This is a genomic window from Pseudescherichia sp. (assembly GCF_032052675.1).
Classification (GTDB): Bacteria; Pseudomonadota; Gammaproteobacteria; order Enterobacterales; family Enterobacteriaceae; genus Pseudescherichia.
The window spans coordinates 1-24,590 of sequence record NZ_DAMBWA010000009.1 but is presented as its reverse complement, the minus strand read 5'-3'; the positions used below and the strand labels follow the sequence as shown (position 1 = coordinate 24,590).

The following is a 24,590-nucleotide window of genomic DNA, read 5'->3' as shown; positions in this document are numbered from 1 at the left end:
GCAGTTAGCGCGTCAGGTCGTCAAAGAACTTCTTTACCCCGTCGAAGAAGCTTTTGGAGCGCGGGCTGTTATGCTCGCCCGTTGGGCCACCGAAGCTCTCCTGCAGATCCTTCAGCAGCTGCTTCTGCTTCTCGTTGAGGCCCACCGGCGTCTCGACCACCACGCGGCACAGCAGATCGCCCTGCGCGCCGCCGCGCACCGACTTCACGCCCTTGCCGCGCATGCGGAACAGCTTGCCGGTCTGGGTTTCGCTCGGCACCTTCAGGTTAACGCGACCATCCAGCGTCGGCACCTCAATCTCACCGCCCAGCGCCGCCATAGCAAAGTTGATCGGCACTTCACAGTAGAGGTTATTGCCTTCACGCTCGAAAATCGGATGCTGCTTCACCTGTACCTGAACGTACAGATCGCCTGCCGGTGCACCGTGCTCCCCTGCTTCGCCCTCGCCTGAGAGACGAATACGGTCGCCGGTATCGACGCCAGCCGGGATCTTCACCGACAGGGTTTTACTCTTCTCAACGCGACCGTGACCGTGGCACTTGTTGCACGGATCTTTGATCAGCGTACCGCGCCCCTGGCAGTGCGGACAGGTCTGCTGTACCGCAAAGAAGCCCTGGCGCATCTGCACCTGGCCGGAGCCGTGACAGGTCGGACAGGTCTGCGGCTGGGTACCCGCTTTCGCGCCGCTGCCGTGGCAGATGTCGCACTCTTCCAGCGTCGGGATACGGATCTCTTTGGTGACGCCGCGAACGGCCTCTTCCAGCGTCAGCTCCATGTTGTAGCGCAGATCAGCGCCGCGCGATGCGCGCTGGCGACCGCGACCACCGCCAAAGATATCGCCGAACACGTCGCCAAAGATATCGCTAAAGTCAGCGCCGCCGCCGCCAAAACCGCCGCCGCCGCCCATGCCGCCCTGCTCAAACGCCGCATGGCCGTACTGATCGTAGGCCGCACGTTTTTGCGCATCGGTCAGGACTTCATACGCTTCTTTAATCTCTTTAAATTTGGCTTCGGCCTCTTTATCGCCCTGGTTACGGTCCGGGTGGAACTTCATCGCCAGACGCTTATAGGCCTTTTTGATTTCACGCTCTTCCGCACTCTTCGGAACGCCTAAAATCTCGTAATAGTCTTGCTTTGCCATGTTGTTTATCTGCCCCTAACATGCGAGCACGGGCGGAGAGGAAACCTCTACGCCCGTGCTGGTTTTCTACCCTACATCAGGGCGATTATTTTTTGTCTTTAACTTCTTCGAACTCAGCGTCGACCACGTCGTCGTCTTTCGCGTTGTTCGCAGAAGCGTCAGCGCCACCCGCCTGCTGCTGGGCGTGCTGCTGCTGGGCAATCTCCATCAGCTTCTGGGAAACCTGCGCCAGCGCCTGCATTTTCGCTTCGATATCGGCTTTGTCTTCACCTTTCAGTGAGGTTTCCAGCGCGCTCAGCGCAGACTCGATAGCGGTTTTGTCGTCAGCCGGCAGCTGTTCGCCTGCTTCCGTTACCTGCTTACGGGTGCTGTGCAGCAGGTGGTCACCCTGGTTGCGGGTCTGTACCAGCTCTTCGAACTTACGGTCAGACTCGGCGTTCGCTTCCGCATCCTGAACCATTTTCTGGATCTCATCTTCGTTGAGGCCAGAAGAGGCTTTGATGGTGATCTTCTGCTCTTTACCGCTGTTCTTGTCTTTCGCAGACACGTGCAGAATACCGTCGGCGTCGATGTCGAAGGTGACTTCGATCTGCGGCATGCCGCGCGGTGCCGGGTTAATACCGTCGAGGTTGAACTGGCCCAGCGATTTGTTATCGCCAGCACGTTTACGCTCACCCTGCAGCACATGGATGGTTACCGCAGACTGGTTGTCTTCCGCAGTAGAGAACACCTGGCTGTGCTTGGTCGGGATAGTGGTGTTTTTGCCAATCAGCGCGGTCATCACGCCACCCATCGTTTCGATACCGAGGGAGAGCGGAGTCACGTCGAGCAGCAGAACGTCTTTCACATCACCGGTCAGCACGCCGCCCTGAACTGCAGCGCCGATAGCAACGGCTTCGTCCGGGTTAACGTCTTTACGCGGCTCTTTGCCAAAGAACTCAGCCACTTTCTTCTGTACCATTGGCATACGGGTCTGGCCACCCACCAGGATCACGTCCTGCACGTCGGAGACAGAGAGGCCCGCATCCTGCAGCGCAACCTTCAGCGGCTCGATAGAACGGTTCACCAGGTCTTCCACCAGGCTCTCCAGTTTCGCACGGGTCACTTTGATGTTCATGTGTTTCGGACCGGTCGCGTCTGCAGTGATGTACGGCAGGTTCACGTCGGTCTGCTGGGCAGAGGAGAGCTCAATTTTCGCTTTCTCTGCGGCTTCTTTCAGGCGCTGCATCGCCAGCGGGTCGTTACGCAGGTCGATGCCCTGATCTTTCTTAAACTCTTCAACGAGGTAGTTGATCATACGGCTGTCGAAGTCTTCACCACCCAGGTGGGTATCACCGTTGGTTGCCAGCACTTCGAAGGTTTTCTCACCGTCAACTTCGTCGATTTCGATAATAGAGATATCGAAGGTACCGCCACCGAGATCGTATACGGCGATGGTGCGGTTGCCCACTTCTTTATCCAGACCGTAGGCCAGTGCCGCTGCGGTCGGTTCGTTGATGATACGTTTGACTTCCAGACCCGCGATGCGGCCAGCGTCTTTGGTCGCCTGGCGCTGAGCATCGTTGAAGTAAGCCGGTACGGTAATGACCGCTTCAGTCACCGGCTCACCCAGGTAATCTTCCGCCGTTTTCTTCATTTTTTTCAGCACTTCAGCAGAGATCTGCGGCGGTGCCATTTTCTGGCCTTTTACATCAATCCATGCGTCGCCGTTGTCGGCTGCAATGATTTTGTACGGCATGATGGCTTCATCACGCTGCACTTCTTCGTCCTGGAAGCGGCGACCGATCAGGCGTTTAATCGCAAACAGCGTATTTTGCGGGTTTGTCACTGCCTGACGTTTAGCCGGCTGGCCTACCAGAGTTTCACCATCCTGGGTATAGGCAATGATCGACGGCGTGGTGCGATCGCCTTCGGCGTTCTCCAGCACACGTGCAGTGGTGCCATCCATAATCGCTACACAAGAGTTGGTAGTACCCAGGTCGATACCAATAATTTTACCCATCTAAACGTCTCCACTAAAAATTTGTTCATCATGTGGTTGTGAATCTGTAATAAGGGCAAATGATGCGGTTTCAACTGCCCCGAACTGTTTTTTTTCAGACTCACCACTTCGGTTGACTACAAGATGGGGACGTAACGCAACGCATCAAGGGGCGAGAGAGAAAATTTTTTTGCCCTTCTGCCTCTGTCACCTCAACACATTCACATCAATGATTAAAACCAGCAAAGCATTCACAGGAAAACTGTAATAAAAAGAAAAGATTAGTTGCATGAACCTTTCTATTTACAAGGGTATTATAGGGGCTGGCAAAAGACTATTTAACCCAGTAAGAGAGCATTATGAAAACGACGTTAACCCTGGCGGCCACCCTGGCGCTGGGCATGCTGCTGACCACGACGGCGCAGGCCAACGATCACAAAGTGATGGGCGTGATTGCCATGCCAAGAAACGAGACCAGCGATCTGGCGCTAAAAATGCCGGTTTGCCGCGTAGTGAAGCGTATTCAGCTTACCGCTGACCACGCTGATGTCGAACTGAGTGGCGCATCCGTCTATTTCAAAACCGCAAAAAGCGCCAGCCAGAGCCTGAGCGTGCCCTCTTCACTGAAAGAGGGGCAAACCACCGACTGGATTAACATTAACAGCGATAACGACAATAAGCGCTGCGTGGCAAAGATCACCTTCTCTGGCCATACGGTGAACTCCTCTGATATGGCAACGCTAAAAATTATTGGCGATGACTAATCCTGCCCGGACACCTTTTTCTGGAAGCGGAATCAACGATGAATGTCAGATATTTAAGCGACGAGGATTTAGATTTTCTTCAGCATTGCAGCGAAGAGCAGCTGGCCGATCTGACCCGTCTGCTTACCCATAACGAAAAGGGAAAGGCTCGCCTGTCGGGCACGCTGCGGCATAACGAGCTGTTCAGGTCAATGGAGGGGCATCCGGAGCAGCACCGCTGCAACTGGCAGCTCATCGCTGGCGAGCTGCAGCATTACGGCGGTGACAGCATCGCCAACAAGCTGCGCGGTCACGGTAAGCTGTATCGCACCATTTTGCTGGACGTGGCGAAACGGTTGAAGCTCAAGGCCGATAAAGAGAATTCCACCTTTGAGATTGAACAGGATCTGCTGGCGCACTTTCTGCGTAACGCCTGGCAGAAAATGGATGCCGAACAGAAGCAGGCGTTTTTAGAGGCGGTGGAAGCGAAGGTCTCTGAGCTTGAGGAGCTGCTGCCGCTGCTGCTGGAAGATCCGGCGTTGGCGAAGGGGGTCTCCCACCTGCTCTCCAGCCAGCTCACCCGTATTTTACGTACCCATGCCGCTATCAGCGTTATCGGTCACGGGCTGGTGCGCGGGGCCGGGCTTGGCGGCCCGGTGGGCGCCGCGTTAAATGGCGTTAAGGCCATGAGCGGCAGCGCCTACCGAGTCACCATTCCCGCCGTGCTGCACATTGCCTGTCTGCGACGGATAACGGCCGTCGTACAGGACTAACCCTCACTGCCTAACATTTATTTCATTTCACCCTGTTCAGATCATAGACAGAGTAATTGCCGCTCATTATGATGCCGCGCCCCGCCTTCACTCTCTCTTGGCGGGGCCTTTACTTTCACCATTTTTATGATGATTTTTTGGGGATTTATGGGCGACACTAAGTTGGCTAATCCGGCTCCGCTGGGCTTAATGGGCTTCGGCATGACCACTATTCTGCTTAACCTGCACAATATTGGCATGTTCCCGCTGGATGGCATTATCCTGGCTATGGGCATCTTCTACGGCGGCATCGCGCAAATTTTTGCCGGGCTGCTGGAATATAAAAAAGGCAATACCTTTGGCTTAACCGCCTTTACCTCGTACGGCTCTTTCTGGCTGACGCTGGTGGCGATCCTGCTGATGCCGAAAATGGGCCTGGCGGAAGCGGCTAACGGCCACTTCCTTGGCGTCTATTTAGGCATCTGGGGTGTCTTTACCCTGTTTATGTTCTTCGGCACGCTGAAAGGCGCGCGTATGCTGCAGTTTGTCTTCCTGAGCCTGACGGTGCTGTTTGCGCTGCTGTGCGTGGGACATCTGGCAGATAATGAAAGCATCGTTCATGTGGCAGGTTGGATTGGCCTGGTCTGTGGCGCAAGCGCGATCTACCTGGCAATGGGTGAAGTGCTGAACGAGCAGTACGGCCGCAGCGTACTGCCGATTGGCGAAAGAATTTAATCTCTCTGATGCTCCAGCGATTACGCAGGAGCATCGTTCATTTGTTCAGGAGCTTGCCAGCGCGTCGAGTGCCTCTTCGGATAAGCCGGTCAGCTGTATGATTTGTTCTCGCTCCATCCCCTGGTTCAGCATGGCCAGAGCAATGCGAATCGTGGCCTCCTGACGTCCTTCGCTGCGTCCTTGAACTACTCCCTTTCCGTGACCTTCCTGTCTAAGTTGTTCTGCAATAGTCATTAGAATACCCTTATGTTGCGGGGCTTTTTTCGCCAGCAAACGAATCAGCGCACCATGATCTACACTATTTCCAGCGTGAACAAGATAGTTAATGACAGTCCTGAGCTGCTGTCCGGTAGTGTATCCCTCCAAAAGTAGGGATACCAAATGCTCATGGAATACCATGAGATCTCGCGCACGAATATGCTTCTGCAAAAACTCAAGCAGCGCCACTCTGCGATGAGTCAGAATGCTATCGTCGGGAATGACCGTACGTTGAGCCTGCCCGTAGTATTTACCTCATTCTGGCTATTGTCAGAATGAGGTAAATACCTTGCGAAGAGGCTCGGAAAAAACGCAGCTAGCAGAAAAATTATAAAGATGTTTGGTTAAGTTCAGCGCGCGGCGGAATTTCTTGCGAGTTCATATCCTGCCGCAGCCAGATCCCTAAACCTAACCCCACCAGCGCCAGCGCCAGCACGTACCAGGCCGGCGCCAGCGGCGAGATGCCCATCAGCAGGGTGACCGCAATCGGCGTCAGTCCGCCAAAGATGGCGTAAGAGACGTTGTAGGAGAAGGAGATGCCGGTGAAGCGTACCTCAGCCGGGAAGGCCCGTACCATCACGTAGGGCACCGCGCCGACGACGCCGACACCCAGTCCTGCCAGGCCATAGAGCAGTGAGAGATGCTCCGGGTGCGTGCCGGCGAGGTGATAGAAGAGTCCGCTGGTGCAGGCCAGCAAGATGCTGCCGACAATAAAGGTTCTGCTGGCTCCGAAACGATCCGCCGCCAGTCCGGCCAGCAGGCAGCCAATGCAGAGCATAATGGTCGCCACGCTGTTGGCCTGCAGGGTCAGCGCCGGAGCGAGTCCATACTGCTTCTGTAGCCAGACCGGCGACATCAGGATCACCACCACGATGCAGGCGGAGAGCAGCCAGGTGAGCAGCATGGAGATCGCTACCGCCTTCTTATGTTTCACCACCACCGCCTTCACTGGCAGCTCCTGAGCCAGAGCCTTACGCTGCTGCATCTCAAGGAAGATCGGTGTCTCCTGCAGCCAGCGGCGCAGGTACATCGCCACCAGGCCAAACGCGCCGCCGAGCAGAAACGGAATACGCCAGCCATATTCGTGCAGCGTCTCCGGCGTCATCGTGCGGTTCACCACCGTTGCGACCACCGATCCAAGCAGAATACCTACGGTCAGTCCCGCCGTCAGGGTGCCACAGGCGATACCGATCCGCCGGGCAGGTACGTGCTCAGCAACAAAAACCCATGCTCCCGGGACCTCACCGCCAATCGCCGCGCCCTGTAAAAGACGCATCAGCAGCAGAAGCAGCGGTGCGGCAATGCCGATAGAGGCATAGGTGGGCAGCAGGCCAATCGCCAGCGTCGGCATCGCCATCAGCAGAATGCTCAGAGTAAACATCTTCTTCCGCCCGACCAGATCGCCAAAGTGCGCCATGATAATGCCGCCCAGCGGTCGCGCCAGATAGCCTGCGGCAAAGATACCGAAGGTTTGAACCTGGCGCAGCCACTCAGGGATATCCGCCGGGAAGAAGAGCGCCCCAACGACGGCGGCAAAGAAGACGAAGATAATGAAGTCGTAAAACTCCAGCGCGCCGCCAAGGGCAGCGAGCGAGAGCGTTTTATAGTCCTGACGATTCAGCGGGCGTGCGTTTTCAGACATAACGAACCATGTGTAAAAAGAGGTGGATGATGATATCTTTACGGCTTATGTAAACTTAAAATTACTATATCGTAAAAAAATCAGCACGCCACTCTCTGGCTGGCTTATCACATGGCTTATACCAGAAAAGCCCTTTATTCAGGAGATTGTTTCGCGACGGGCGCTCTTAGGGCGAAAAGCTGCTACCACCTCGTGATGGGTTTCTACATAGGGCCCCTCAAGCAACTGTAAACAATAAGGTACACTGGCAAAAATACCCGGTACGATCACCTTCCCGTCACGCTCTTTTACCCCCTCCAGCGTCTCCTGGATCGATTTCGGCTGGCCAGGAAGATTGAGGATCAGCGCCTGCTTGCGGATCACGCCCACCTGGCGCGACAGGATCGCCGTGGGGACAAAGTGCAGGCTGATCTGTCGCATCTGTTCGCCAAAGCCGGGCATCTGGCGATCGGCCACGGCCAGCGTCGCGTCGGGCGTCACGTCCCGACGCGCTGGCCCCGTGCCGCCAGTGGTCAGCACCAGGTGGCAGCTCATCTCATCCACCAGCTCGCACAGCGTCTGCTCGATGATCGCCTGCTCGTCTGGGATGAGGCGGGTTTCGATGGTAAAGGGGGTCGCGAGGGCGGAGGCCAGCCAGGCTTCGAGGGCAGGAATACCCTTATCCTGATAGACACCGCTGGAGGCGCGGTCAGAGACAGAGACTAAGCCGATGCGTAATGTATTCATAGCATTTCCGTTTAAACAATATCGATACGGGAATGATACACGCAGAGGAGAACAACAGACAGGATCGAAAAGCAGGAGCGTGACCGGAGGACCGGCCACGCAGAAGGGTTACAGCAGATCGCCGATCATGGTTTCCAGTTTACCCTGGTCAACGGCAAACTTACGGATACCGTCCGCCAGCTTGTCTACCGCCATCGGATCCTGGTTGTGTTCCCACAGGAACTCAGCTTCGGTGATGCGTTCCGGACGCGCTTTCACTTCGCCGCTGAAGGAGAGCTTACGCTCAACCGTCCCTTCGCTCTCTGCCAGCTCTTTCAGCAGCGCAGGGGCGATGGTCAGACGGTCACAGCCTGCCAGCTCAATGATCTCACCGACGTTACGGAAGCTTGCACCCATTACTACGGTCTCGTAGCCGTGCTGCTTATAGTATTCGTAGATTTCAGTCACGGAGACCACGCCCGGATCTTCAGAGGCCGCGTACTCTTTTTTGTCGGTGTTGGACTTGTACCAGTCAAGAATACGGCCCACGAACGGTGAAATCAGGAACACGCCCGCTTCCGCACAGGCACGCGCCTGGGCGAAGGAGAACAGCAGGGTCAGGTTACAGTTGATGCCCTCTTTCTCCAGCTGCTCAGCGGCACGAATGCCCTGCCAGGTGGAAGCCAGCTTGATCAGGATGCGATCGTTGCTGATGCCTGCGTCGTTGTAGAGCTTGATCAGGCGTTTGGCCTTGGCAATGGAGCCTTCGGTGTCATAGGAGAGACGCGCGTCCACTTCGGTAGAGATACGGCCCGGTACCAGCTTCAGGATCTCCAGACCGATGTTCACCGCCAGCTTGTCAGAGGCGTCAACGATCTGCTGCGCGCGGTCGCTGCTCTGGCTTTTTGCCCACGTCACGGCGTCGTCAATCAGCTTGCGGTATTCAGGGATCTGGGCTGCGTTAAGGATCAGAGAAGGGTTGGTTGTAGCATCCTGCGGCTGATACAGCTTCATTGCCGCGATGTCTCCAGTGTCGGCCACCACGGTGGTGAACTGACGCAGGGAGGTCAATTTATCCGTCATAATCGTGTTTCTCTTTAAACAGCTTGTTAGGGGGATGTAACCGGTCTTCCCTGATGATATCACGACGCACTGTCAGCGCAACCGCAGACAGTGCCCAAAGCTGGAGTATGCTAGACTCGGTCAACGACGCGTTGCGCCGCCGCAAAATGGCAGCGTTTACACTGGCTTATCGGCATGAACAAGAGGAATGTGAATGCCAGATTTTTTCCTGTTTATCAACGAAATACTCTGGGGCTCGGTGATGATCTACCTGCTTATGGGAGCAGGGATCTGGTTCACCGTGCGCACGGGGTTTATTCAGTTTCGCTACCTACGCCACGTCGGCAAAAGTCTGAAAAATAGCGTGACGCCCCAGCCTGGCGGATTAACCTCATTCCAGGCGCTCTGCACCAGCCTCGCGGCGCGCGTTGGCAGCGGCAACCTGGTCGGCGTGGCGCTGGCGATCTCTGCCGGGGGACCAGGCGCGGTGTTCTGGATGTGGGTCTCCGCGCTGATCGGCATGGCAACCGCCTTTGCTGAATGCGCTCTGGCGCAGCTCTATAAAGAGCGTGACGAACATAATCAGTTTCGCGGCGGCCCCGCCTGGTATATTACCCGCGGCCTGGGCATGCGCTGGATGGGCATCGTATTCGCCCTCTTCCTGCTGCTGGTCTACGGCCTCATTTTTAACACCGTCCAGTCCAACGCGGTGGTCCACGCCCTGCGCTATGCCTGGGAGATACCGGAGCTGCTTAGCGGGCTGCTTCTGGCTACTGCCACGCTGCTGGCGATTATGCTCGGCATTCGCGGCGTTGCCCGCATCATGCAGTGGCTGGTCCCGATAATGACGCTGATATGGGTGCTCGCCAGCCTGCTGATCAGCGCCTGGCATGTTGAACAGCTGCCCGGCATCGCCAGCACCATCTTCCGGTGCGCCTTCGGCTGGCACGAGGCGGCGGCAGGCGCGCTCGGCTATACCGTTAGCCAGGCACTGACCAGCGGCTTTCAGCGCGGCATGCTGTCGAACGAGGCGGGAATGGGCACGACGCCCAATGCCGCGGCCGCGGCGGCATCGTGGCCTCCCCATCCGGCCGCGCAAGGGATCGTGCAGATGATCGGCGTCTTTACCGATACCATTATCGTCTGCACCGCCAGCGCGCTTATCGTTCTGCTGGCCAATGAGTCGGCGGCACATACTCCCCTCAACGGCATTGAGCTCGTTCAGCAGGCGATGGTCTCTCTGACCGGCAGCTGGGCCGCCGGTTTCGTTGCCGTTATTACCGTGTTGTTTGCCTTTTCCACCATCGTGGTGAACTACATCTATGCCGAAAATAATCTGATCTTTCTGCGCCTGCACAGCAAACGCAACCTCTGGCTGATGCGTGCCGGCACGCTGCTGATGGTGATGATAGGCTCGCTGCTGAGCCTGCCGATGGTCTGGCAGCTGGCAGACGTCATAATGGCGCTGATGGCGATTGTTAACCTCAGCGCCATCCTGCTGCTGTCGCCGGTGGTGCGAATTATTGCCAATGACTATCTGCGTCAGCGCAGGCTGGGGGTGCGGCCGGTGTTTAATCCCCAGCGCTATCCGGAGATCCAACGCCAGCTGGCACCCGGTGCGTGGGACAATCTGCCAGACGGCTAGGCTATCAATCGCAACTATCGATCAACGCAGGCGCTTTTTTTGCTACAGTCCGTTTTTTGCTAAAGTCTGCGCAAATTTTCCCTAAGGAGTGGACATGCTGATCCTGATCTCGCCGGCCAAGACGCTGGATTACCAAAGCCCGCTGGCCACCCAGCGCTATACGCAGCCGGTGCTGCTGGACCATTCCCAGCAGCTGATTGACGTCGCCCGCCAGCTCTCCGCGCCGCAAATCAAGACCCTGATGGGCATCAGCGATAAGCTGGCCGATCTCAACGCGACCCGCTTCCACGACTGGCAGCCGGACTTCACTCCTGACAACGCCCGTCAGGCTATCCTGGCCTTTAAGGGCGACGTCTATGCCGGTATGCAGGCCGAGACCTTCAGCGAGGACGACTTTACCTTCGCCCAGCAGCACCTGCGGATGCTCTCAGGTCTCTACGGCGTGCTGCGTCCCCTTGACTTAATGCAGCCCTATCGTCTGGAGATGGGCATACGCCTGCAAAACCCTAAAGGCAGCGATCTCTATCAGTTCTGGGGTGAGACCATCACCACTACGCTAAACGAGGCGCTGGCGGCCCAGGGGGATAACATTATTGTTAACCTGGCGTCGGATGAGTATTTCCGGGCGGTGAAGCCGAAGCTGCTTGCAGGCGAGATCGTAAAACCGGTCTTTCTTGATGAAAAAAACGGTACCTTTAAGGTGATCAGCTTCTATGCGAAAAAAGCGCGCGGGCTAATGAGCCGCTACATTATTGAAAACCGCCTGACGACGCCCGATCAGCTAAAGGCGTTTGATGTTGATGGCTACGTTTTTGATGAAGAGGGGTCGCAAAAGAACGAGCTGGTCTTTAAGCGTAGCGAACGTTAAAAGCAGCGCCGCGAGCGCTAAGCGCCCCGCGACGCTGTCGTGATTAATGGCGGTGATGGTCCGGGTCATGGCCCAGATGGCGGCCGTTATCGTGACGCTCAAAGTCACGATGGTCCGGACGGTGTGGCTGCCAGCGGTTTTCTCTCCACTCGTAGTGTTTTTTCCAGTAGCTATGGTCACGCCAGTGGCCGCCGTCCCAGTAGTTGCCGCTGTTGTCGCGATCGCCAATCTGCAGTTTTACCGAAGGGAGCAGGGTTAGCTCTGCCGCCTGGGCCGCCATTGGGGCGATGGCCAGCATGGAGAGAGCGAGGATCAGAGGTTTTAAAATGGGCTTCAACATGGGTAACTCCTTACTTCTTTTGTGGCCCGTTATGGGCTGATGTAAGAAGATTACGTAATTCGTTATCGAGTTGTTATTCTCTGCAATCCTAATCTCTAAGTGACCGCATTTATTGGGAATTTCTGCTTTTTCTCTGCAAAATTCCTGCACATTTTCTTCATATTTGGCCGTAAAAAAGCCGGGGCGCGTTTCGTGAACGACGCTCCCGGCTTATGTACAGCTTACTCTTTATCGCCCAGCAGTACGGACTCCAGCGCGATCTTGATCATATCGTTAAAGGTCGTCTGACGCTCGGCAGCGGTAGTCTGCTCATGGGTACGGATATGGTCGGAAACGGTGCAGATAGTCAGCGCTTTCGCCCCGAATTCCGCCGCTACGCCGTAGATCCCCGCCGCTTCCATCTCCACGCCGAGAATGCCATATTTTTCCATCACGTCGAACATGGTCGGATCCGGCGTGTAGAAGAGATCGGCAGAGAAGATGTTGCCGACGCGAGCGTCAACGCCCAGCGCTTTAGCCGCGTCTACCGCGTTACGCACCATGTCAAAATCAGCAATCGCCGCGAAGTCGTGATCCTTAAAGCGCAGACGGTTTACCTTGGAGTCGGTGCAGGCACCCATGCCAATCACGACGTCACGCAGCTTAACGTCAGCGCGTACCGCACCGCAGGAGCCTACGCGGATGATCTTCTTCACGCCAAAATCGGTGATCAGCTCTTTGGTGTAGATAGAGCAGGACGGAATACCCATGCCGTGGCCCATCACGGAGATTTTACGGCCTTTGTAGGTACCGGTGTAGCCCAGCATACCGCGCACGTTATTTACTTCGCGTACCTCTTCGAGGAAGGTTTCCGCGATATGTTTAGCACGCAGCGGATCGCCCGGCATCAGCACAACGTCAGCGAAGTCGCCCATTTCGGCATTAATGTGGGGAGTTGCCATTTTCATTCCTTTTTATACATTTTTGCGCCGGATGGCGGCTACGCCTTATCCGGCCTACAGGATCCGAAGGCCCGGCACGCGCAGCGCCGCCGGGCAAAAGCATTACAGCATGTTTTTGCCATATTCCATTGGCGACGTACCGAAGTACGATGCCAGCGTCTGGCCGATATCCGCGAAGGTGTCACGGTGGCCCAGCGAGCCAGGCTTGACGCTCGGGCCGTAGATTAGCACCGGGATATGCTCGCGGGTGTGGTCCGTACCGGTCCAGGTCGGGTCGCAGCCGTGGTCAGCGGTGAAGATGATGATGTCACCCTCCTCTACCAGGGCTAACAGCTCCGGCATACGGCGGTCGAACAGCTCAAGGCCGCCCGCATAACCCGCAACGTCGCGACGGTGCCCCCAGGTAGAGTCGAAGTCAACGAAGTTGGTAAACACGATGGTGTTATCACCCGCTTCCTTCATCTCTTTAACGGTAGCGTCAAACAGCGCGTCCAGGCCGGTGGCTTTCACTTTTTTGGTGATACCGACGTGGGCATAGATATCGGCGATTTTACCTACCGATACGACATGGCCATCTTTCTCTTCCACCAGCTTCTGCAGAATGGTCGGCGCCGGCGGCTCTACCGCCAGATCGTGACGGTTACCGGTACGCTGGAAGTTACCCGCCTTGTCGCCAACAAACGGACGCGCAATAACGCGGCCGATGTTGTAGCCGCCTTCGGTCAGCTCTTCACGGGCGATTTCACACAGCGCGTAGAGCTTATCCAGACCATAGGTCTCTTCATGGCAGGCAATCTGGAATACCGAGTCCGCTGAGGTATAGAAAATCGGCTTGCCGGTTTTCATATGCTCTTCACCGAGCTGATCCAGAATGACCGTCCCGGAGGAGTGACAGTTGCCCAGGTAACCCGGTAATCCGGCACGCTCTACCAGCTTGTCGAGCAGTTCCTGTGGGAAGCTGTTCTCGGTGTCGGAGAAGTAGCCCCAGTCAAAGAGAACCGGCACGCCGGCAATCTCCCAGTGGCCCGACGGCGTATCTTTCCCGGAGGAGAGCTCGTGCGCCCATGCGTAAGCGCCAGCGATCTCTGCGTTACCGTCCATCCCCGCAGGAATGGTTCCGGTTGAGCCTTCATGCGCTTTTGCCAGGCCGAGACGGGTTAAATTAGGCAGGTTTAGCGGGCCCTGGCGACCCGTGTTAGCTTCGCCTTTGGCACAGGCTTCGGCAATATGGCCGAGCGTATCAGAGCCTGCATCGCCAAAACGTTCCGCATCTTCGGTAGCGCCGATGCCGAAAGAATCCAGCACCATAATAAATGCACGTTTCATATTTTCTCCGTACTAGTGCTTCATAAAAAATCGATCAGATCAGTATACAGCTATTCAGTAATACGACGATAGACGGTTGGCGTGGTTTCGGGAGCTTGATCGTCTAACGTCACGGCGGACTTCACGGCCTTCGCCGCTTCCTGCCAGCTGGCCTCGTCTTTGGCGTGGATCACCGCCAGCGGCCGCTGGCCGTCAACGCTGTCGCCCAGACGCGCCATATCGGTGAAGCCCACGCTGTAGTCAATGCTGTCAGAGGCCTGGCGACGACCGCCGCCCATCGACACCACCGCCATGCCCAGCGCACGGGTATCCATCGCCGAGACAAACCCTTCGGTATCGGCGTAGACCGCCTTGCTGAGGGTCGCCGTCGGCAGGTACTTCGCGTAGTTCTCGACGAAGTCAGCCGGGCCTTTTTGCGCGGCTACCATCCGGCCAAACACCTCTGCCGCTTTGCCGTTATCCAGCACCGCCTGCAGTTGCTGGCGAGCATCGGCATCGTCACGAGCAAGCTTGCCGGAGATCAGCATCTCCACGCACAGCGCCATAGTGACATCGAGCAGGCGCGGGTTGCGGTACTCGCCGGTAAGGAACTGCACCGCCTCACGCACTTCTACCGCGTTACCGGCGCTGGAGGCCAGAACCTGGTTCATATCGGTCAGCAGAGCCGTGGTGCGTACGCCCGCGCCATTGGCGACGCCGACGATAGCTTCGGCCAGCGCGGCGGAAAGTTCATAGGTAGGCATAAACGCCCCGCTGCCCACTTTCACATCCATCACCAGCGCATCCAGCCCTTCGGCCAGCTTTTTCGCCAGAATGGAGGCGGTGATCAGCGGAATAGAGTCAACCGTGGCGGTAATGTCGCGGGTAGCGTAGAAGCGCTTGTCCGCCGGGGCGAGAGAGCTGGTCTGCCCGATGATCGCGACGCCAACGTCCTTAATAATGTCCCGGAAGCGGCTGTCGCTCGGGAAGATGTCAAAACCAGGGATGGCCTCCAGCTTGTCGAGGGTGCCACCGGTGTGGCCCAGACCGCGTCCAGAGATCATCGGTACGTAGCCGCCGCAGGCTGCCACCATCGGACCGAGCATCAGGGAGGTCACGTCGCCCACGCCGCCGGTAGAGTGCTTATCAACAATCGGGCCGTTCAGGCTGAGGCTTTTCCAGTCCAGCACCGTACCCGAATCGCGCATCGCCATCGTCAGGGAGACACGCTCCGGCATGGCCATGTCGTGGAAAAAGATGGTCATTGCCAGCGCGGCGATCTGACCTTCTGAAACGGTGTTATCACGAATGCCGTTGATAAAAAAGCGAATCTCTTCGTCGCTGAGGGCGTGGCCATCGCGTTTTTTTCGAATAATTTCTTGAGCGAGAAACAAGGTAACCCCCTTGATGAGCTGGCGCGAAGGCCACCGGCATACGCCCGATGGCGCTCCGCTTATCGGGCCTACGGAGAGGCCCAACGGTGTTGATTAATAGCTGCTTGCGCTTTTGCCGTCGCCGTGGCCGAGGGCCTTCAGCAGGCTCGCCAGCAGGCTGGATGCGCCAAAGCGGTAGTGGCGTGCGTCAGCCCACTCAGCACCGAACAGCTGGTCGGCGATGGCGAGGAACTGCGCGGCATCTTCCGCCGTGCGTACGCCGCCCGCCGGTTTGAAGCCTACGGTTTTCTCGACGCCCAGATCGCGGATGGTTTCCAGCATAATGCGCGCGCTCTCTGGGGTGGCGTTAACCGGCACTTTACCGGTGGACGTTTTGATGAAGTCCGCGCCCGCCTTGATGGCGATCTCAGAGGCTTTACGGATCAGCGCTTCCTCTTTCAGCTCGCCGGTCTCAATGATCACCTTCAGCAGCACGTTAGCTTCAGCACAGGCGGCTTTACAGGCCTGCACCAGATCGAAACCGACCTGCTCGTTACCGGCGATCAGCGCCCGATAAGGGAACACCACATCTACCTCATCCGCGCCGTAGGCGATAGCCGCGCGCGTCTCTGCCAGCGCGATCTCGATATCGTCATTGCCGTGCGGGAAGTTGGTGACCGTCGCGATGCGGATCTCCGGCGTGCCCTGCTCTTTCAGCGTCTTACGCGCAATCGGAATAAAGCGCGGATAGATGCAGATAGCCGCGGTGTTGCCCACCGGGGTTTTCGCCTGGTGACACAGAGCGATCACTTTCGCATCGGTGTCATCGTCGTTCAGGGTGGTCAAATCCATCAGTTGCAATGCACGCAGGCTGCTTGCAGTTAAATCAGTCATAACACTCTCCAGAAGCTGAAGACGGCGTTTGCCGGTTCATCGGTTAACCGGGCGGGTCTGTTACTATTCTAACATCCTCCCGCCACGACACTTCGACGCACATCACAGTTAATGAAAACGTCATGCAAAGTTGCACGATATTATTGTGAAGTACATCACTATCTACGCCGTTCATTACCGAGCGGTCCGGAACGGCTGGCATGTTATAATTCTAACATAACAGCCCTGCCAAACGCGACAGCTCGCCGTAGATTGCCTCTTAGCGGGAGAAAAATGATAAAATTTTCACATAAACGTTTGATACGTATTATCTAGCAGCGTAGCAGCAATCTCGTCAGGCGATTCCGGGCGTAGCTCACAAAGTGTGCTAAATACGCGGGCGGCCTGCTCGGGGCGGTTAGGCTGCCCCTGGAAGCCGTTGAGGGGCATATCCGGCGCGTCTGTTTCCAGCAGTAAAGAAGAGAGCGGCAGGTGGGCAATGACGTCGCGGGTCTTACTCGCCCGCGGATAGGTGATCGTGCCCCCGACGCCAATCCGGTAGCCCATCTCAACGAAGCGCTGGGCCTGTTGCAGGCTGCCGGCAAAACCGTGTACCACGCCGGTGCGCGGCAGGCTATGACGCTTGAGGTGCATCGCCAGCTTGTCATGAGTGCGCCGGGAGTGGAGGATCACCGGCAGATCGTAGCGCTTTGCCAGCCGGAGCTGCGCATCGAGCAGCTGCTCCTGCTTATCAAACTGCGGATCCTCGCGATAGAGATCTAAACCTATCTCCCCCACCGCCACCAGCCGGGTAGGCCGTGCGGCAAGCAGATCTGTCAGCCTGTCGATGCATGCCGGGGTATGGTTTTCAATTACGATGGGGTGTAGTCCGAGCGCGGCATAGACAGCCTCAAACCGCTCCGCCAGCGCCAGTACGCGGGAGAAATGAGCGGCTTCGACGGCGGGAACGATCACTGCTTCAACGCCCGCGGCACTGGCTTTGACAAGGCTCTGCGCCTCATCGCCGGTAAAGGGTGGAAAGTCAAAGTGGCAGTGGGTATCGATAAAGCGCTGCATCATGCCGAACTCTCTTTACTGAACGTCGTATCGTTGGCCTGGGGGGCATCGACCAGAGGCGTCGTTAGCGCGTCGTTTGCCACCACCGCAGGCGGCACCACCACCGTTGTCGGCGTGACGATACGCGGCGCATGGCGCAGCAGCGGTGGCTCGTCAACCAACAGCTTACCCACGGTGGCGAGGAAATAGCGACCGCACAGCCGCCCCATCTTGTAATCATCGCGCAGCGCCGGAAGGCGGCTACCAAGAGCCATGCTCTTCAGCAGGCGTGGCGGATAGATCTCAAAGATCCGCAGCTTGCCGGGCGGCTTCTCAATAAATTGCTGGATCGCATGATAGCTATTCTCATGGTGATGAACGAGGTTGACGAAAGGCTGAAGGCTACCCTCGCCTAGCCATCGCTCCATGCGCTTAAACCACTGCGGGGTATAGTACATCTGCGACGGCACAGTGCGGATCACCACGATGGTTTTCGCCCCCCGCTTTGCCGCCTCCTGCACTGGGATGGCATCACTGATGCCGCCGTCAAGATAGTTAATCCCGTCCAGCATCACGCCGCTGCGGTAAAAGCCGGGGATGGCGCTGGTGGCGCGGATCAGATCCAGCCAGGTCTGGCTGGTTGGAGAGAAGTACCCCGGGGTGTAGTCATCGCCCCGGCAGGCGCACATATAGAACAGCTTGCCAACGTCAAAGAGACGGGCAGCGGTATCCATCGCCAGCGGCATCTCCCTGGCGGTGGACTCTACCAGCCAGTCGAGGTCGATCAGGTTACCGCCGCGGACAAAGCGTACCGGATTAAAAAATTCACGAGAGGTGGTATAGCGCATAATCACTTTGCGCGCGTAGCCAGGCTGATTACAGAGGTAGGCTGAGATGTTTTGTGCCCCGGCGGAGGTGCCGAAGAAGAGATCGAAGGGGTTGAATTGCGCGCGCATAAATTCGTCCAGCACGCCGGCAGTAAAGATGCCTCGTTGACCGCCGCCCTCACAAACTAAAGCGAGCCGCCCCGGGCGAAAGGAGTTCAACGCCAACGGCGCTATATTGCCGAGCGTAACGGGAATTCGCTGCCCCACCCTGCTTTCCTTTCATTGTTTTATTTATTAAGAGCTTATCTCATTTTTTAGTTTTCATAAACCGTGAAAGCCAGTCACAAGGACTGGCTTTACGATTAGCGGGAATTTACGGCTCGCTATGGACGCCGACGTCCCATGAACAGGCTGACCAGGAACAGAATGATCCCGACAACAAAAACAATTTTTGCTGCACCTGCTGCCGTACCGGCCAGGCCACCAAAGCCCAGAGCAGCGGCAATTAACGCGATAACCAGAAATATAATGCCCCAACGAAACATAAGATTCTCCTTTCCTTTACCATAGTTAACGTTACCGCTGTTAGTGAGCGCTCAGGCTACTCACCGGCGATACTTACTCGGTGTGATGCTCACGTCCCCCGTTACACGGCGGGGGATCGCATTCTGAGATTACTTGTTAACTTTAAGATCGTTTTTTACACTTTTCACACCATCGACCGCTTTAGAGATGCTCTCTGCACGTTCGATTTGTGCCTGGGAATCCACCGTACCGGTCAGCTGGACCACACCATCGGTGGTTTCAACTTTCACTTTACGTGCCGGAACGATGTCATCAGCTAACAGCTTGGCTTTAATTTCACTGGTAGTGGCGGTATCACCCGCGTAGCCTTTCACAGAAGAGGTTTTACCGTCACGAACGTGCAGCTTGTCGCTGACGGACTTAACGCCCTCAACCTGTTTAGTGACTTTCACCGCCTCTTCAGCCTGCGCCTGGCTCTCAACGAAACCGCTCAGCGTGACAACAGATTTGTCAGTCTTAACGGAGATGTCGGTGCTCTTAATACTTTCGTGATCGACCAGAGCTGCTTTAACTTTGGCAGTGATCGCGCTATCGTCCATGAAGTTACCGACTTTATTCATAGAGCTATCGATTTTTTCGCCCGCGCTGTGCGCCGTAGATTGCGCTTTGTCGGTTGCACTGGTCTCTGCCAGAGCAGAACCGCTTGCAACAACAGAACCTAATACAACAGCCAGCAGGGTTTTAGAAATCTTCAGTCTTGTCATAGTCATCGATCTATTCCTTTCAGTTTGCCCGCGTTTTGGGCTTTGAGCAGCCATCAAGGCCGCTTTGCTGCTACGGTGAATAACACCGTCTGTTTCAGCCATTAATCATGTGACTAAAAAAGAGTGTGGGATGAAACGCTTTTATTCACGCATTGAACAGTGCATTCATCCACACGTTTGGTAATCACTTTGTTAAATATAGCCAACAATTTAAAAAGCGCTTGGGAGAGAAGATAAAAAACAGGCGATAAAAGCAAAAAGCGGGCTATTTAAGAACATTCCGCAAGGGTCTAATAAGACAGGGAAAGTGACAGAGCACGACGGCTGCCGTGCTCTGGAGAAAGGATTAGTGTTCGCGGGTTTTACGGAACTGCACGTCAGGATAACGCTCCTGAGTCAGGTTCAGGTTGACCATAGTCGGCGCGATGTAGGTGAGGTTATCACCGCCGTCCAGCGCCAGCTGGATCTCGTTTTTACGTTTGAACTCCTCGAACTTCTTCACATCGCTGCACTCGACCCAGCGGGCGGTGGCGACGTTAACCGATTCGTAGATCGCTTCAACGTTGTATTCACTCTTCAGGCGCGCAACCACCACGTCGAACTGCAGCACCCCGACCGCGCCAACGATGAGATCGTTGTTGGCAATCGGACGGAACACCTGCACCGCGCCCTCTTCTGAGAGCTGAACCAGCCCTTTGAGCAGCTGCTTCTGCTTCAGCGGATCGCGCAGGCGGATACGACGGAACAGCTCAGGCGCAAAGTTCGGAATACCGGTGAACTTCATCATCTCACCCTGAGTAAAGGTGTCGCCGATCTGGATCGTACCGTGGTTGTGCAGACCGATGATATCTCCCGGATACGCCTCTTCCACGTGGGAGCGGTCGCCCGCCATAAAGGTCAACGCGTCGGAAATGACCACATCCTTACCAATACGCACCTGGCGCAGCTTCATGCCTTTTTCATATTTCCCGGAAACGACACGCAGGAACGCCACGCGGTCACGGTGTTTCGGGTCCATGTTGGCCTGAATTTTAAAGACGAAGCCGGAGAACTTCTCCTCCTGGGCTTCCACTTCACGGGTGTCGGTTTTACGCGGCATTGGCGTAGGTGCCCACTCGACCAGCCCGTCCAGCATATGGTCAACGCCGAAGTTGCCCAGCGCGGTACCGAAGAACACCGGGGTGATCTCACCGGCCAGGAAGAGATCTTTATCGAACTCGTGCGAGGCCCCCTTCACCAGCTCCAGCTCGTCACGCAGCTGCGCCGCCAGCTCTTCACCCACCGCCCCATCCAGCTCGGGGTTATCCAGGCCCTTAACGATACGGACCTCCTGAATGGTGTGCCCTTTACCGGTCTGGTACAGGTAGGTTTCGTCTTTATAAAGGTGGTAAACGCCTTTAAACAGCTTACCGCAGCCGATCGGCCAGGTAATGGGCGCGCAGGCGATCTTCAGCTCGCTCTCTACCTCGTCCATCACTTCCATTGGATCGCGGATGTCACGGTCGAGCTTGTTCATAAAGGTCAGGATCGGCGTATCACGCAGACGGGTAACTTCCATCAGCTTGCGGGTACGATCCTCAACCCCTTTCGCGGCGTCGATAACCATCAGGCAGCAGTCCACCGCCGTCAGGGTACGGTAGGTATCTTCAGAGAAGTCTTCGTGACCCGGGGTATCCAGCAGGTTCACCAGGCAGTCGTGATAGGGGAACTGCATCACGGAGGTGGTGATTGAGATCCCACGCTGCTTCTCCATCTCCATCCAGTCGGATTTGGCATGCTGGCTTGAGCCACGGCCTTTTACCGTACCGGCGGTCTGGATTGCCTGTCCGAACAGCAGCACCTTTTCAGTAATAGTGGTTTTACCGGCGTCCGGGTGAGAAATAATGGCAAAAGTACGGCGCTTGGCCACCTCTTGCAGATAAGGAGACAACGTCATAATAAAATCTTCTTATATAAGCGCGGCACCAGGCCGCGCATCATGAAATAGGGAAAATGCGGCTATTTTACCCAGCAATGGGAGGCAGGCAATCAATGTTTACACAGGCGTTGCTCCAGTTCGCTCAACGAGGTCACGGTCCAGGTCGGGTTGATCCCCTCCGGCAGCGTGCGGTTGTGTGCATTGAGCCAGCAGGTTGCTAATCCGGCATTCATCCCGCCCAGAATATCGGACTCGGCGGTATCGCCTACCATCAGCACGCGAGCGCGATCCGGGTTACCCGCCTGCTCCAGCGCGTAGTCAAAGATACGCGGATGCGGCTTCGCCACGCCAACCTGCTCGGAGATGACGATCAGGTCAAAATGGTCGCGCAGGCCGGTGCGCTCAAGGCGAATTTGCTGGAGCGCGGTAAAGCCGTTAGTAATAATGCCCATTTTACACTTGCCCTGCAGGGCGTTCAGCAGTGAGACCGCCCCCGGCAGCGGTGCGCAAATTTCGGCCATCGCGTTGATAAAAGCGCTGTTGAGATCGCCCGGCTGCACGCTGAGGCGATCGGCCCAGCTCTGGAAACGCTGGTGCTGCAGCTGTAAAGAGGTGATGGCACCGTTCTGGTAATCCACCCACAGCGGCTTATTGACCGCCTGGTAGTCCTGAAAATCTTCGGCGGTAAAGGTCACGCTGTAGTCGAGAAACATCCGCTGTAGTCCGCTGAATGAGTCGAAGGTAAACAGCGTTTCGTCGGCATCAAAGAAGATCCAGTCCCAGTTCATTACATCACCTTTTTTATTAAAGCGGCAAAGCCATAATTACGGCGTCTTCGCGCCCGTCAGCGGTTGGATAGTAGTTGCGGCGAATTGTCGCCTCGTTAAAACCGAGGCTTTCGTAAAGGGCAATAGCCGCCGCGTTTGAGGCCCGCACCTCCAGCCACAGCGTCAGCACGTCACGCTTCTCCAGCTCGCTAATGAGATGCTCAAGCAGTGCGCGCCCCAGCCCCCGACGCTGAAACGCGGGATCGACCGCGATATTAAACAGCGTGGCTTCATCAAGCACGACCTGGGTAATGGCAAACGCTGCCAGCGTCTCGTCAACGCTCAGGCCCAGGTTCAGGTAGCGCTCCCCTTGATTGCTGGCGAAGGTCTTTTCGCTCCAGGGGAAAGCGTGGGCGCGTTGCTCAATCGCAAAAGCGTGGGTAAGGTCAGCCGTGCTGAGGGAAGAAATCGTGTTCATACTCGCAGATCTGTCGCCATAGGTCGGCTCGCGCCGCCGGGTTTGCCCGCAGTTCATCGAGTGCGGGAGAGTGAACGCGCGCGCCTTCCAGCGTCAGCGCCTCGTCAGCGCCCAGCAACCAGCTGTTACAGCGGCTCTCCGGGGGCAGCATCGCCACGCGGTCGGGAGTGAGCTGTAGCACCTGATCCGGGGTGATGGCCAGCGCCCGCAGGATATCGCCTATCAGCGGCTCGCTAAGGGCCGGAAGCGTGTTTGACACCATCACCAGCCGGATATGGGCGGGCAGTGACACAGCGACTTCGCCCTGTAACGCTGTAGGCAGGCGCAAAGACCACTGGGTAATGCCCAGCTGCTGTAGCTGCCAGTCGCGTCGGGAAATCATAGCGGGTCACTCCTGTATGTCAGGCGCGCAAATATAGCAAATTCGTCGTATCTGCGCCAACAAACAACTATAATCCAGCGCTGAGTTTATTAAGGAGCTGTTTCATGTCTGCTTTAACCCCGGCAAGTGAAGTCTTGCTGCGTCACAGTGATGATTTCGAAGAGAGCCGCGTTCTGTTTGCCGGAGATATGCAGGACGACCTGCCCGCGCGTCTGGATACCGCTGAGAGCCGCGCCCATACCCAACAGTTTCACCATTGGCAGGTGCTAAGCCGCCAGCTGGGCGAAAACGCACGCTTTAGCCTTGTTGCCGAGCAGGCCGACGTTGGCGATAGCGATACGCTGATCTACTACTGGCCGAAGAACAAGCCGGAAGCCCAGTTCCAGCTGATGAATATCCTCTCGCTGCTGCCGCTGGGCACCGATATCTTTGTGGTCGGCGAGAACCGCAGCGGCGTGCGCAGCGCCGAGCAGATGCTGGCGGAGTACTGTCCGCTAAACAAGGTCGACAGCGCGCGCCGCTGCGGCCTGTATCATGGACGTCTGGAGAAGCAGCCCGCGTTCGATGCCGCGGCGTTTGGCGGTAGCTATACGCTGGACGGCCTGACCATCCACACCCTGCCGGGCGTGTTCAGCCGTGATGGTCTGGACAGCGGCAGCCAGCTGCTGCTCTCTACCCTGACGCCGCATACCAAAGGCAAGGTGCTGGATATTGGCTGCGGCGCGGGCGTGCTCTCCGCGGTGCTGGCCAGCCACTCGCCGAAGGTGCGCCTGACGCTCTGTGACGTCAGCGCCCCGGCGGTAGAAGCCAGCCGCGCCACCCTTGCCGCCAACGGTGTTGAGGGTGACGTTTTTGCCAGCAACGTCTTCTCCGAGGTGACCGGGCGTTACGATATGATTATCTCTAACCCGCCGTTCCACGATGGTTTACAGACCAGCCTGGAGGCAGCCCAGACGCTGATCCGTGGCGCGGTACGCCATCTGAACAGCGGCGGCGAGCTGCGTATTGTGGCCAACGCCTTCCTGCCCTACCCGCAGGTGCTGGACGAAACCTTTGGTTTCCACGAAGTGCTGGCCCAGACCGGACGCTTTAAGGTTTACCGTACGGTGATGACCCGCCAGGCGAAGCGCTAAACAGGTTCGGCCAACCCGTAGGCCCGGTAAGCGCAGCGCCACCGGGCGTTACTGGCCGTTCACGATGAATTTTGCAGCAGTTGCCCTGTCCCGTGCAATTAACTGTTGACGAACGGTATAAAACATCTAGAATGCGCCTCCGTGGTTACGATACTTTAACTGTATCGATGGTCTGCGAAGGTGGCGGAATTGGTAGACGCGCTAGCTTCAGGTGTTAGTGTCCTTACGGATGTGGGGGTTCGAGTCCCCCCCCTCGCACCATAAATCACGATTGATATTGCTCGCACTGGGCGAAGGTGGCGGAATTGGTAGACGCGCTAGCTTCAGGTGTTAGTGTCCTTAGGATGTGGGGGTTCGAGTCCCCCCCCTCGCACCA

25 protein-coding genes and 2 tRNA genes are annotated in these 24,590 nt (G+C 56.7%); 8 read left to right on the top strand and 19 right to left on the bottom strand.

The window, feature by feature from the left end:
* Nucleotides 1-4 precede the first annotated feature (4 nt).
* On the bottom strand, nucleotides 5-1,141 hold the full coding sequence (gene dnaJ / locus RTX96_RS13250; RefSeq protein WP_103818487.1) for a molecular chaperone DnaJ: 1,137 nt from the start codon (nucleotides 1,139-1,141) through the stop codon (nucleotides 5-7).
* An 85-nt stretch (nucleotides 1,142-1,226) separates the two neighbouring features.
* Nucleotides 1,227-3,143, bottom strand: a complete 1,917-nt coding sequence (dnaK, locus tag RTX96_RS13245; protein WP_103818488.1) for a molecular chaperone DnaK — start codon at nucleotides 3,141-3,143, stop codon at nucleotides 1,227-1,229.
* A 338-nt stretch (nucleotides 3,144-3,481) separates the two neighbouring features.
* Between dnaK and RTX96_RS13240 the strand changes: the two genes are divergently transcribed.
* From RTX96_RS13240 to satP, 3 genes are all read left to right on the top strand, one after another.
* Nucleotides 3,482-3,886 (top strand): DUF2541 family protein, encoded by a 405-nt coding sequence (locus RTX96_RS13240; RefSeq protein ID WP_312671328.1) that lies wholly within the window; start codon nucleotides 3,482-3,484, stop codon nucleotides 3,884-3,886.
* Between the two features lie 38 nt (nucleotides 3,887-3,924).
* On the top strand, nucleotides 3,925-4,638 hold the full coding sequence (gene msyB / locus RTX96_RS13235) for an acidic protein MsyB (protein WP_103818490.1): 714 nt from the start codon (nucleotides 3,925-3,927) through the stop codon (nucleotides 4,636-4,638).
* Between the two features lie 147 nt (nucleotides 4,639-4,785).
* Nucleotides 4,786-5,352 carry an acetate uptake transporter gene (gene satP, locus RTX96_RS13230; protein WP_312671327.1) on the top strand — a complete coding sequence of 189 codons (567 nt, stop codon included), beginning with the start codon at nucleotides 4,786-4,788 and terminating at the stop codon, nucleotides 5,350-5,352.
* Nucleotides 5,353-5,397: 45 nt separating this feature from the next.
* Here the strand turns inward: satP and RTX96_RS13225 are convergent, their stop codons facing one another.
* The 4 genes from RTX96_RS13225 to tal form a co-directional block, all read right to left on the bottom strand.
* Entirely contained in the window at nucleotides 5,398-5,832 is a 435-nt protein-coding gene (locus tag RTX96_RS13225; protein ID WP_312671406.1) for an Rpn family recombination-promoting nuclease/putative transposase, read from the bottom strand.
* Nucleotides 5,833-5,938: 106 nt separating this feature from the next.
* Complete coding sequence (locus tag RTX96_RS13220; protein ID WP_312671326.1) at nucleotides 5,939-7,252, bottom strand: MFS transporter; 1,314 nt, start codon at nucleotides 7,250-7,252, stop codon at nucleotides 5,939-5,941.
* Between the two features lie 138 nt (nucleotides 7,253-7,390).
* Nucleotides 7,391-7,978, bottom strand: a complete 588-nt coding sequence (gene mog / locus RTX96_RS13215) for a molybdopterin adenylyltransferase (protein ID WP_312671325.1) — start codon at nucleotides 7,976-7,978, stop codon at nucleotides 7,391-7,393.
* A gap of 108 nt (nucleotides 7,979-8,086) precedes the next feature.
* Complete coding sequence (gene tal, locus RTX96_RS13210; RefSeq protein ID WP_103818494.1) at nucleotides 8,087-9,040, bottom strand: transaldolase; 954 nt, start codon at nucleotides 9,038-9,040, stop codon at nucleotides 8,087-8,089.
* A gap of 193 nt (nucleotides 9,041-9,233) precedes the next feature.
* On the opposite strand from tal, the gene RTX96_RS13205 reads away from it, so the two are divergent.
* Together RTX96_RS13205 and yaaA are read left to right on the top strand one after the other, a co-directional pair.
* Entirely contained in the window at nucleotides 9,234-10,664 is a 1,431-nt protein-coding gene (locus RTX96_RS13205) for a sodium:alanine symporter family protein (protein WP_312671324.1), read from the top strand.
* Between the two features lie 94 nt (nucleotides 10,665-10,758).
* On the top strand, nucleotides 10,759-11,532 hold the full coding sequence (gene yaaA, locus RTX96_RS13200; RefSeq protein ID WP_312671323.1) for a peroxide stress protein YaaA: 774 nt from the start codon (nucleotides 10,759-10,761) through the stop codon (nucleotides 11,530-11,532).
* 43 nt (nucleotides 11,533-11,575) lie between these two features.
* Here yaaA and RTX96_RS13195 read toward each other — a convergent pair whose 3' ends face one another.
* The 13 genes from RTX96_RS13195 to RTX96_RS13135 form a co-directional block, all read right to left on the bottom strand.
* Nucleotides 11,576-11,872, bottom strand: a complete 297-nt coding sequence (locus tag RTX96_RS13195) for a DUF2502 domain-containing protein (protein ID WP_286140666.1) — start codon at nucleotides 11,870-11,872, stop codon at nucleotides 11,576-11,578.
* Between the two features lie 221 nt (nucleotides 11,873-12,093).
* Nucleotides 12,094-12,813, bottom strand: coding sequence for a purine-nucleoside phosphorylase (gene deoD, locus RTX96_RS13190; protein WP_103818497.1), 720 nt, complete (start codon nucleotides 12,811-12,813; stop codon nucleotides 12,094-12,096).
* Nucleotides 12,814-12,915: 102 nt separating this feature from the next.
* Nucleotides 12,916-14,139 carry a phosphopentomutase gene (gene deoB, locus RTX96_RS13185; protein ID WP_103818498.1) on the bottom strand — a complete coding sequence of 408 codons (1,224 nt, stop codon included), beginning with the start codon at nucleotides 14,137-14,139 and terminating at the stop codon, nucleotides 12,916-12,918.
* Between the two features lie 50 nt (nucleotides 14,140-14,189).
* Nucleotides 14,190-15,512 (bottom strand): thymidine phosphorylase, encoded by a 1,323-nt coding sequence (deoA, locus tag RTX96_RS13180; RefSeq protein ID WP_103818499.1) that lies wholly within the window; start codon nucleotides 15,510-15,512, stop codon nucleotides 14,190-14,192.
* Nucleotides 15,513-15,605: 93 nt separating this feature from the next.
* Nucleotides 15,606-16,385, bottom strand: coding sequence for a deoxyribose-phosphate aldolase (deoC, locus tag RTX96_RS13175; protein ID WP_103818500.1), 780 nt, complete (start codon nucleotides 16,383-16,385; stop codon nucleotides 15,606-15,608).
* Nucleotides 16,386-16,670: 285 nt separating this feature from the next.
* Nucleotides 16,671-17,444, bottom strand: coding sequence for a TatD family hydrolase (locus RTX96_RS13170; RefSeq protein WP_312671322.1), 774 nt, complete (start codon nucleotides 17,442-17,444; stop codon nucleotides 16,671-16,673).
* The gene (locus RTX96_RS13165; RefSeq protein WP_103818502.1) at nucleotides 17,441-18,514 is read right to left on the bottom strand and encodes a patatin family protein; all 1,074 of its coding nucleotides are present in this window, start codon (nucleotides 18,512-18,514) and stop codon (nucleotides 17,441-17,443) included. The genes RTX96_RS13170 and RTX96_RS13165 overlap by 4 nt, the downstream gene beginning before the upstream one ends.
* A gap of 116 nt (nucleotides 18,515-18,630) precedes the next feature.
* Nucleotides 18,631-18,792: a DUF1328 domain-containing protein gene (locus RTX96_RS13160; RefSeq protein ID WP_002437547.1), complete on the bottom strand. Its 162-nt coding sequence runs from the start codon at nucleotides 18,790-18,792 to the stop codon at nucleotides 18,631-18,633.
* Nucleotides 18,793-18,921: 129 nt separating this feature from the next.
* On the bottom strand, nucleotides 18,922-19,542 hold the full coding sequence (osmY, locus tag RTX96_RS13155) for a molecular chaperone OsmY (RefSeq protein ID WP_103818503.1): 621 nt from the start codon (nucleotides 19,540-19,542) through the stop codon (nucleotides 18,922-18,924).
* 340 nt (nucleotides 19,543-19,882) lie between these two features.
* Nucleotides 19,883-21,472 (bottom strand): peptide chain release factor 3, encoded by a 1,590-nt coding sequence (gene prfC, locus RTX96_RS13150; RefSeq protein ID WP_103818504.1) that lies wholly within the window; start codon nucleotides 21,470-21,472, stop codon nucleotides 19,883-19,885.
* 92 nt (nucleotides 21,473-21,564) lie between these two features.
* On the bottom strand, nucleotides 21,565-22,242 hold the full coding sequence (gene yjjG, locus RTX96_RS13145; protein WP_103818505.1) for a pyrimidine 5'-nucleotidase: 678 nt from the start codon (nucleotides 22,240-22,242) through the stop codon (nucleotides 21,565-21,567).
* 16 nt (nucleotides 22,243-22,258) lie between these two features.
* On the bottom strand, nucleotides 22,259-22,699 hold the full coding sequence (gene rimI, locus RTX96_RS13140) for a ribosomal protein S18-alanine N-acetyltransferase (RefSeq protein ID WP_312671321.1): 441 nt from the start codon (nucleotides 22,697-22,699) through the stop codon (nucleotides 22,259-22,261).
* Nucleotides 22,668-23,081, bottom strand: a complete 414-nt coding sequence (locus RTX96_RS13135) for a DNA polymerase III subunit psi (protein WP_312671320.1) — start codon at nucleotides 23,079-23,081, stop codon at nucleotides 22,668-22,670. The genes rimI and RTX96_RS13135 overlap by 32 nt, the downstream gene beginning before the upstream one ends.
* Before the next feature lie 104 nt (nucleotides 23,082-23,185).
* Between RTX96_RS13135 and rsmC the strand changes: the two genes are divergently transcribed.
* The 3 genes from rsmC to RTX96_RS13120 all read left to right on the top strand — a co-directional run bounded on the left by rsmC (nucleotide 23,186) and on the right by RTX96_RS13120 (nucleotide 24,590).
* Entirely contained in the window at nucleotides 23,186-24,214 is a 1,029-nt protein-coding gene (rsmC, locus tag RTX96_RS13130) for a 16S rRNA (guanine(1207)-N(2))-methyltransferase RsmC (RefSeq protein ID WP_103818508.1), read from the top strand.
* A gap of 174 nt (nucleotides 24,215-24,388) precedes the next feature.
* Nucleotides 24,389-24,475, top strand: a tRNA-Leu gene (locus tag RTX96_RS13125).
* A 29-nt stretch (nucleotides 24,476-24,504) separates the two neighbouring features.
* Nucleotides 24,505-24,590, top strand: a tRNA-Leu gene (locus RTX96_RS13120).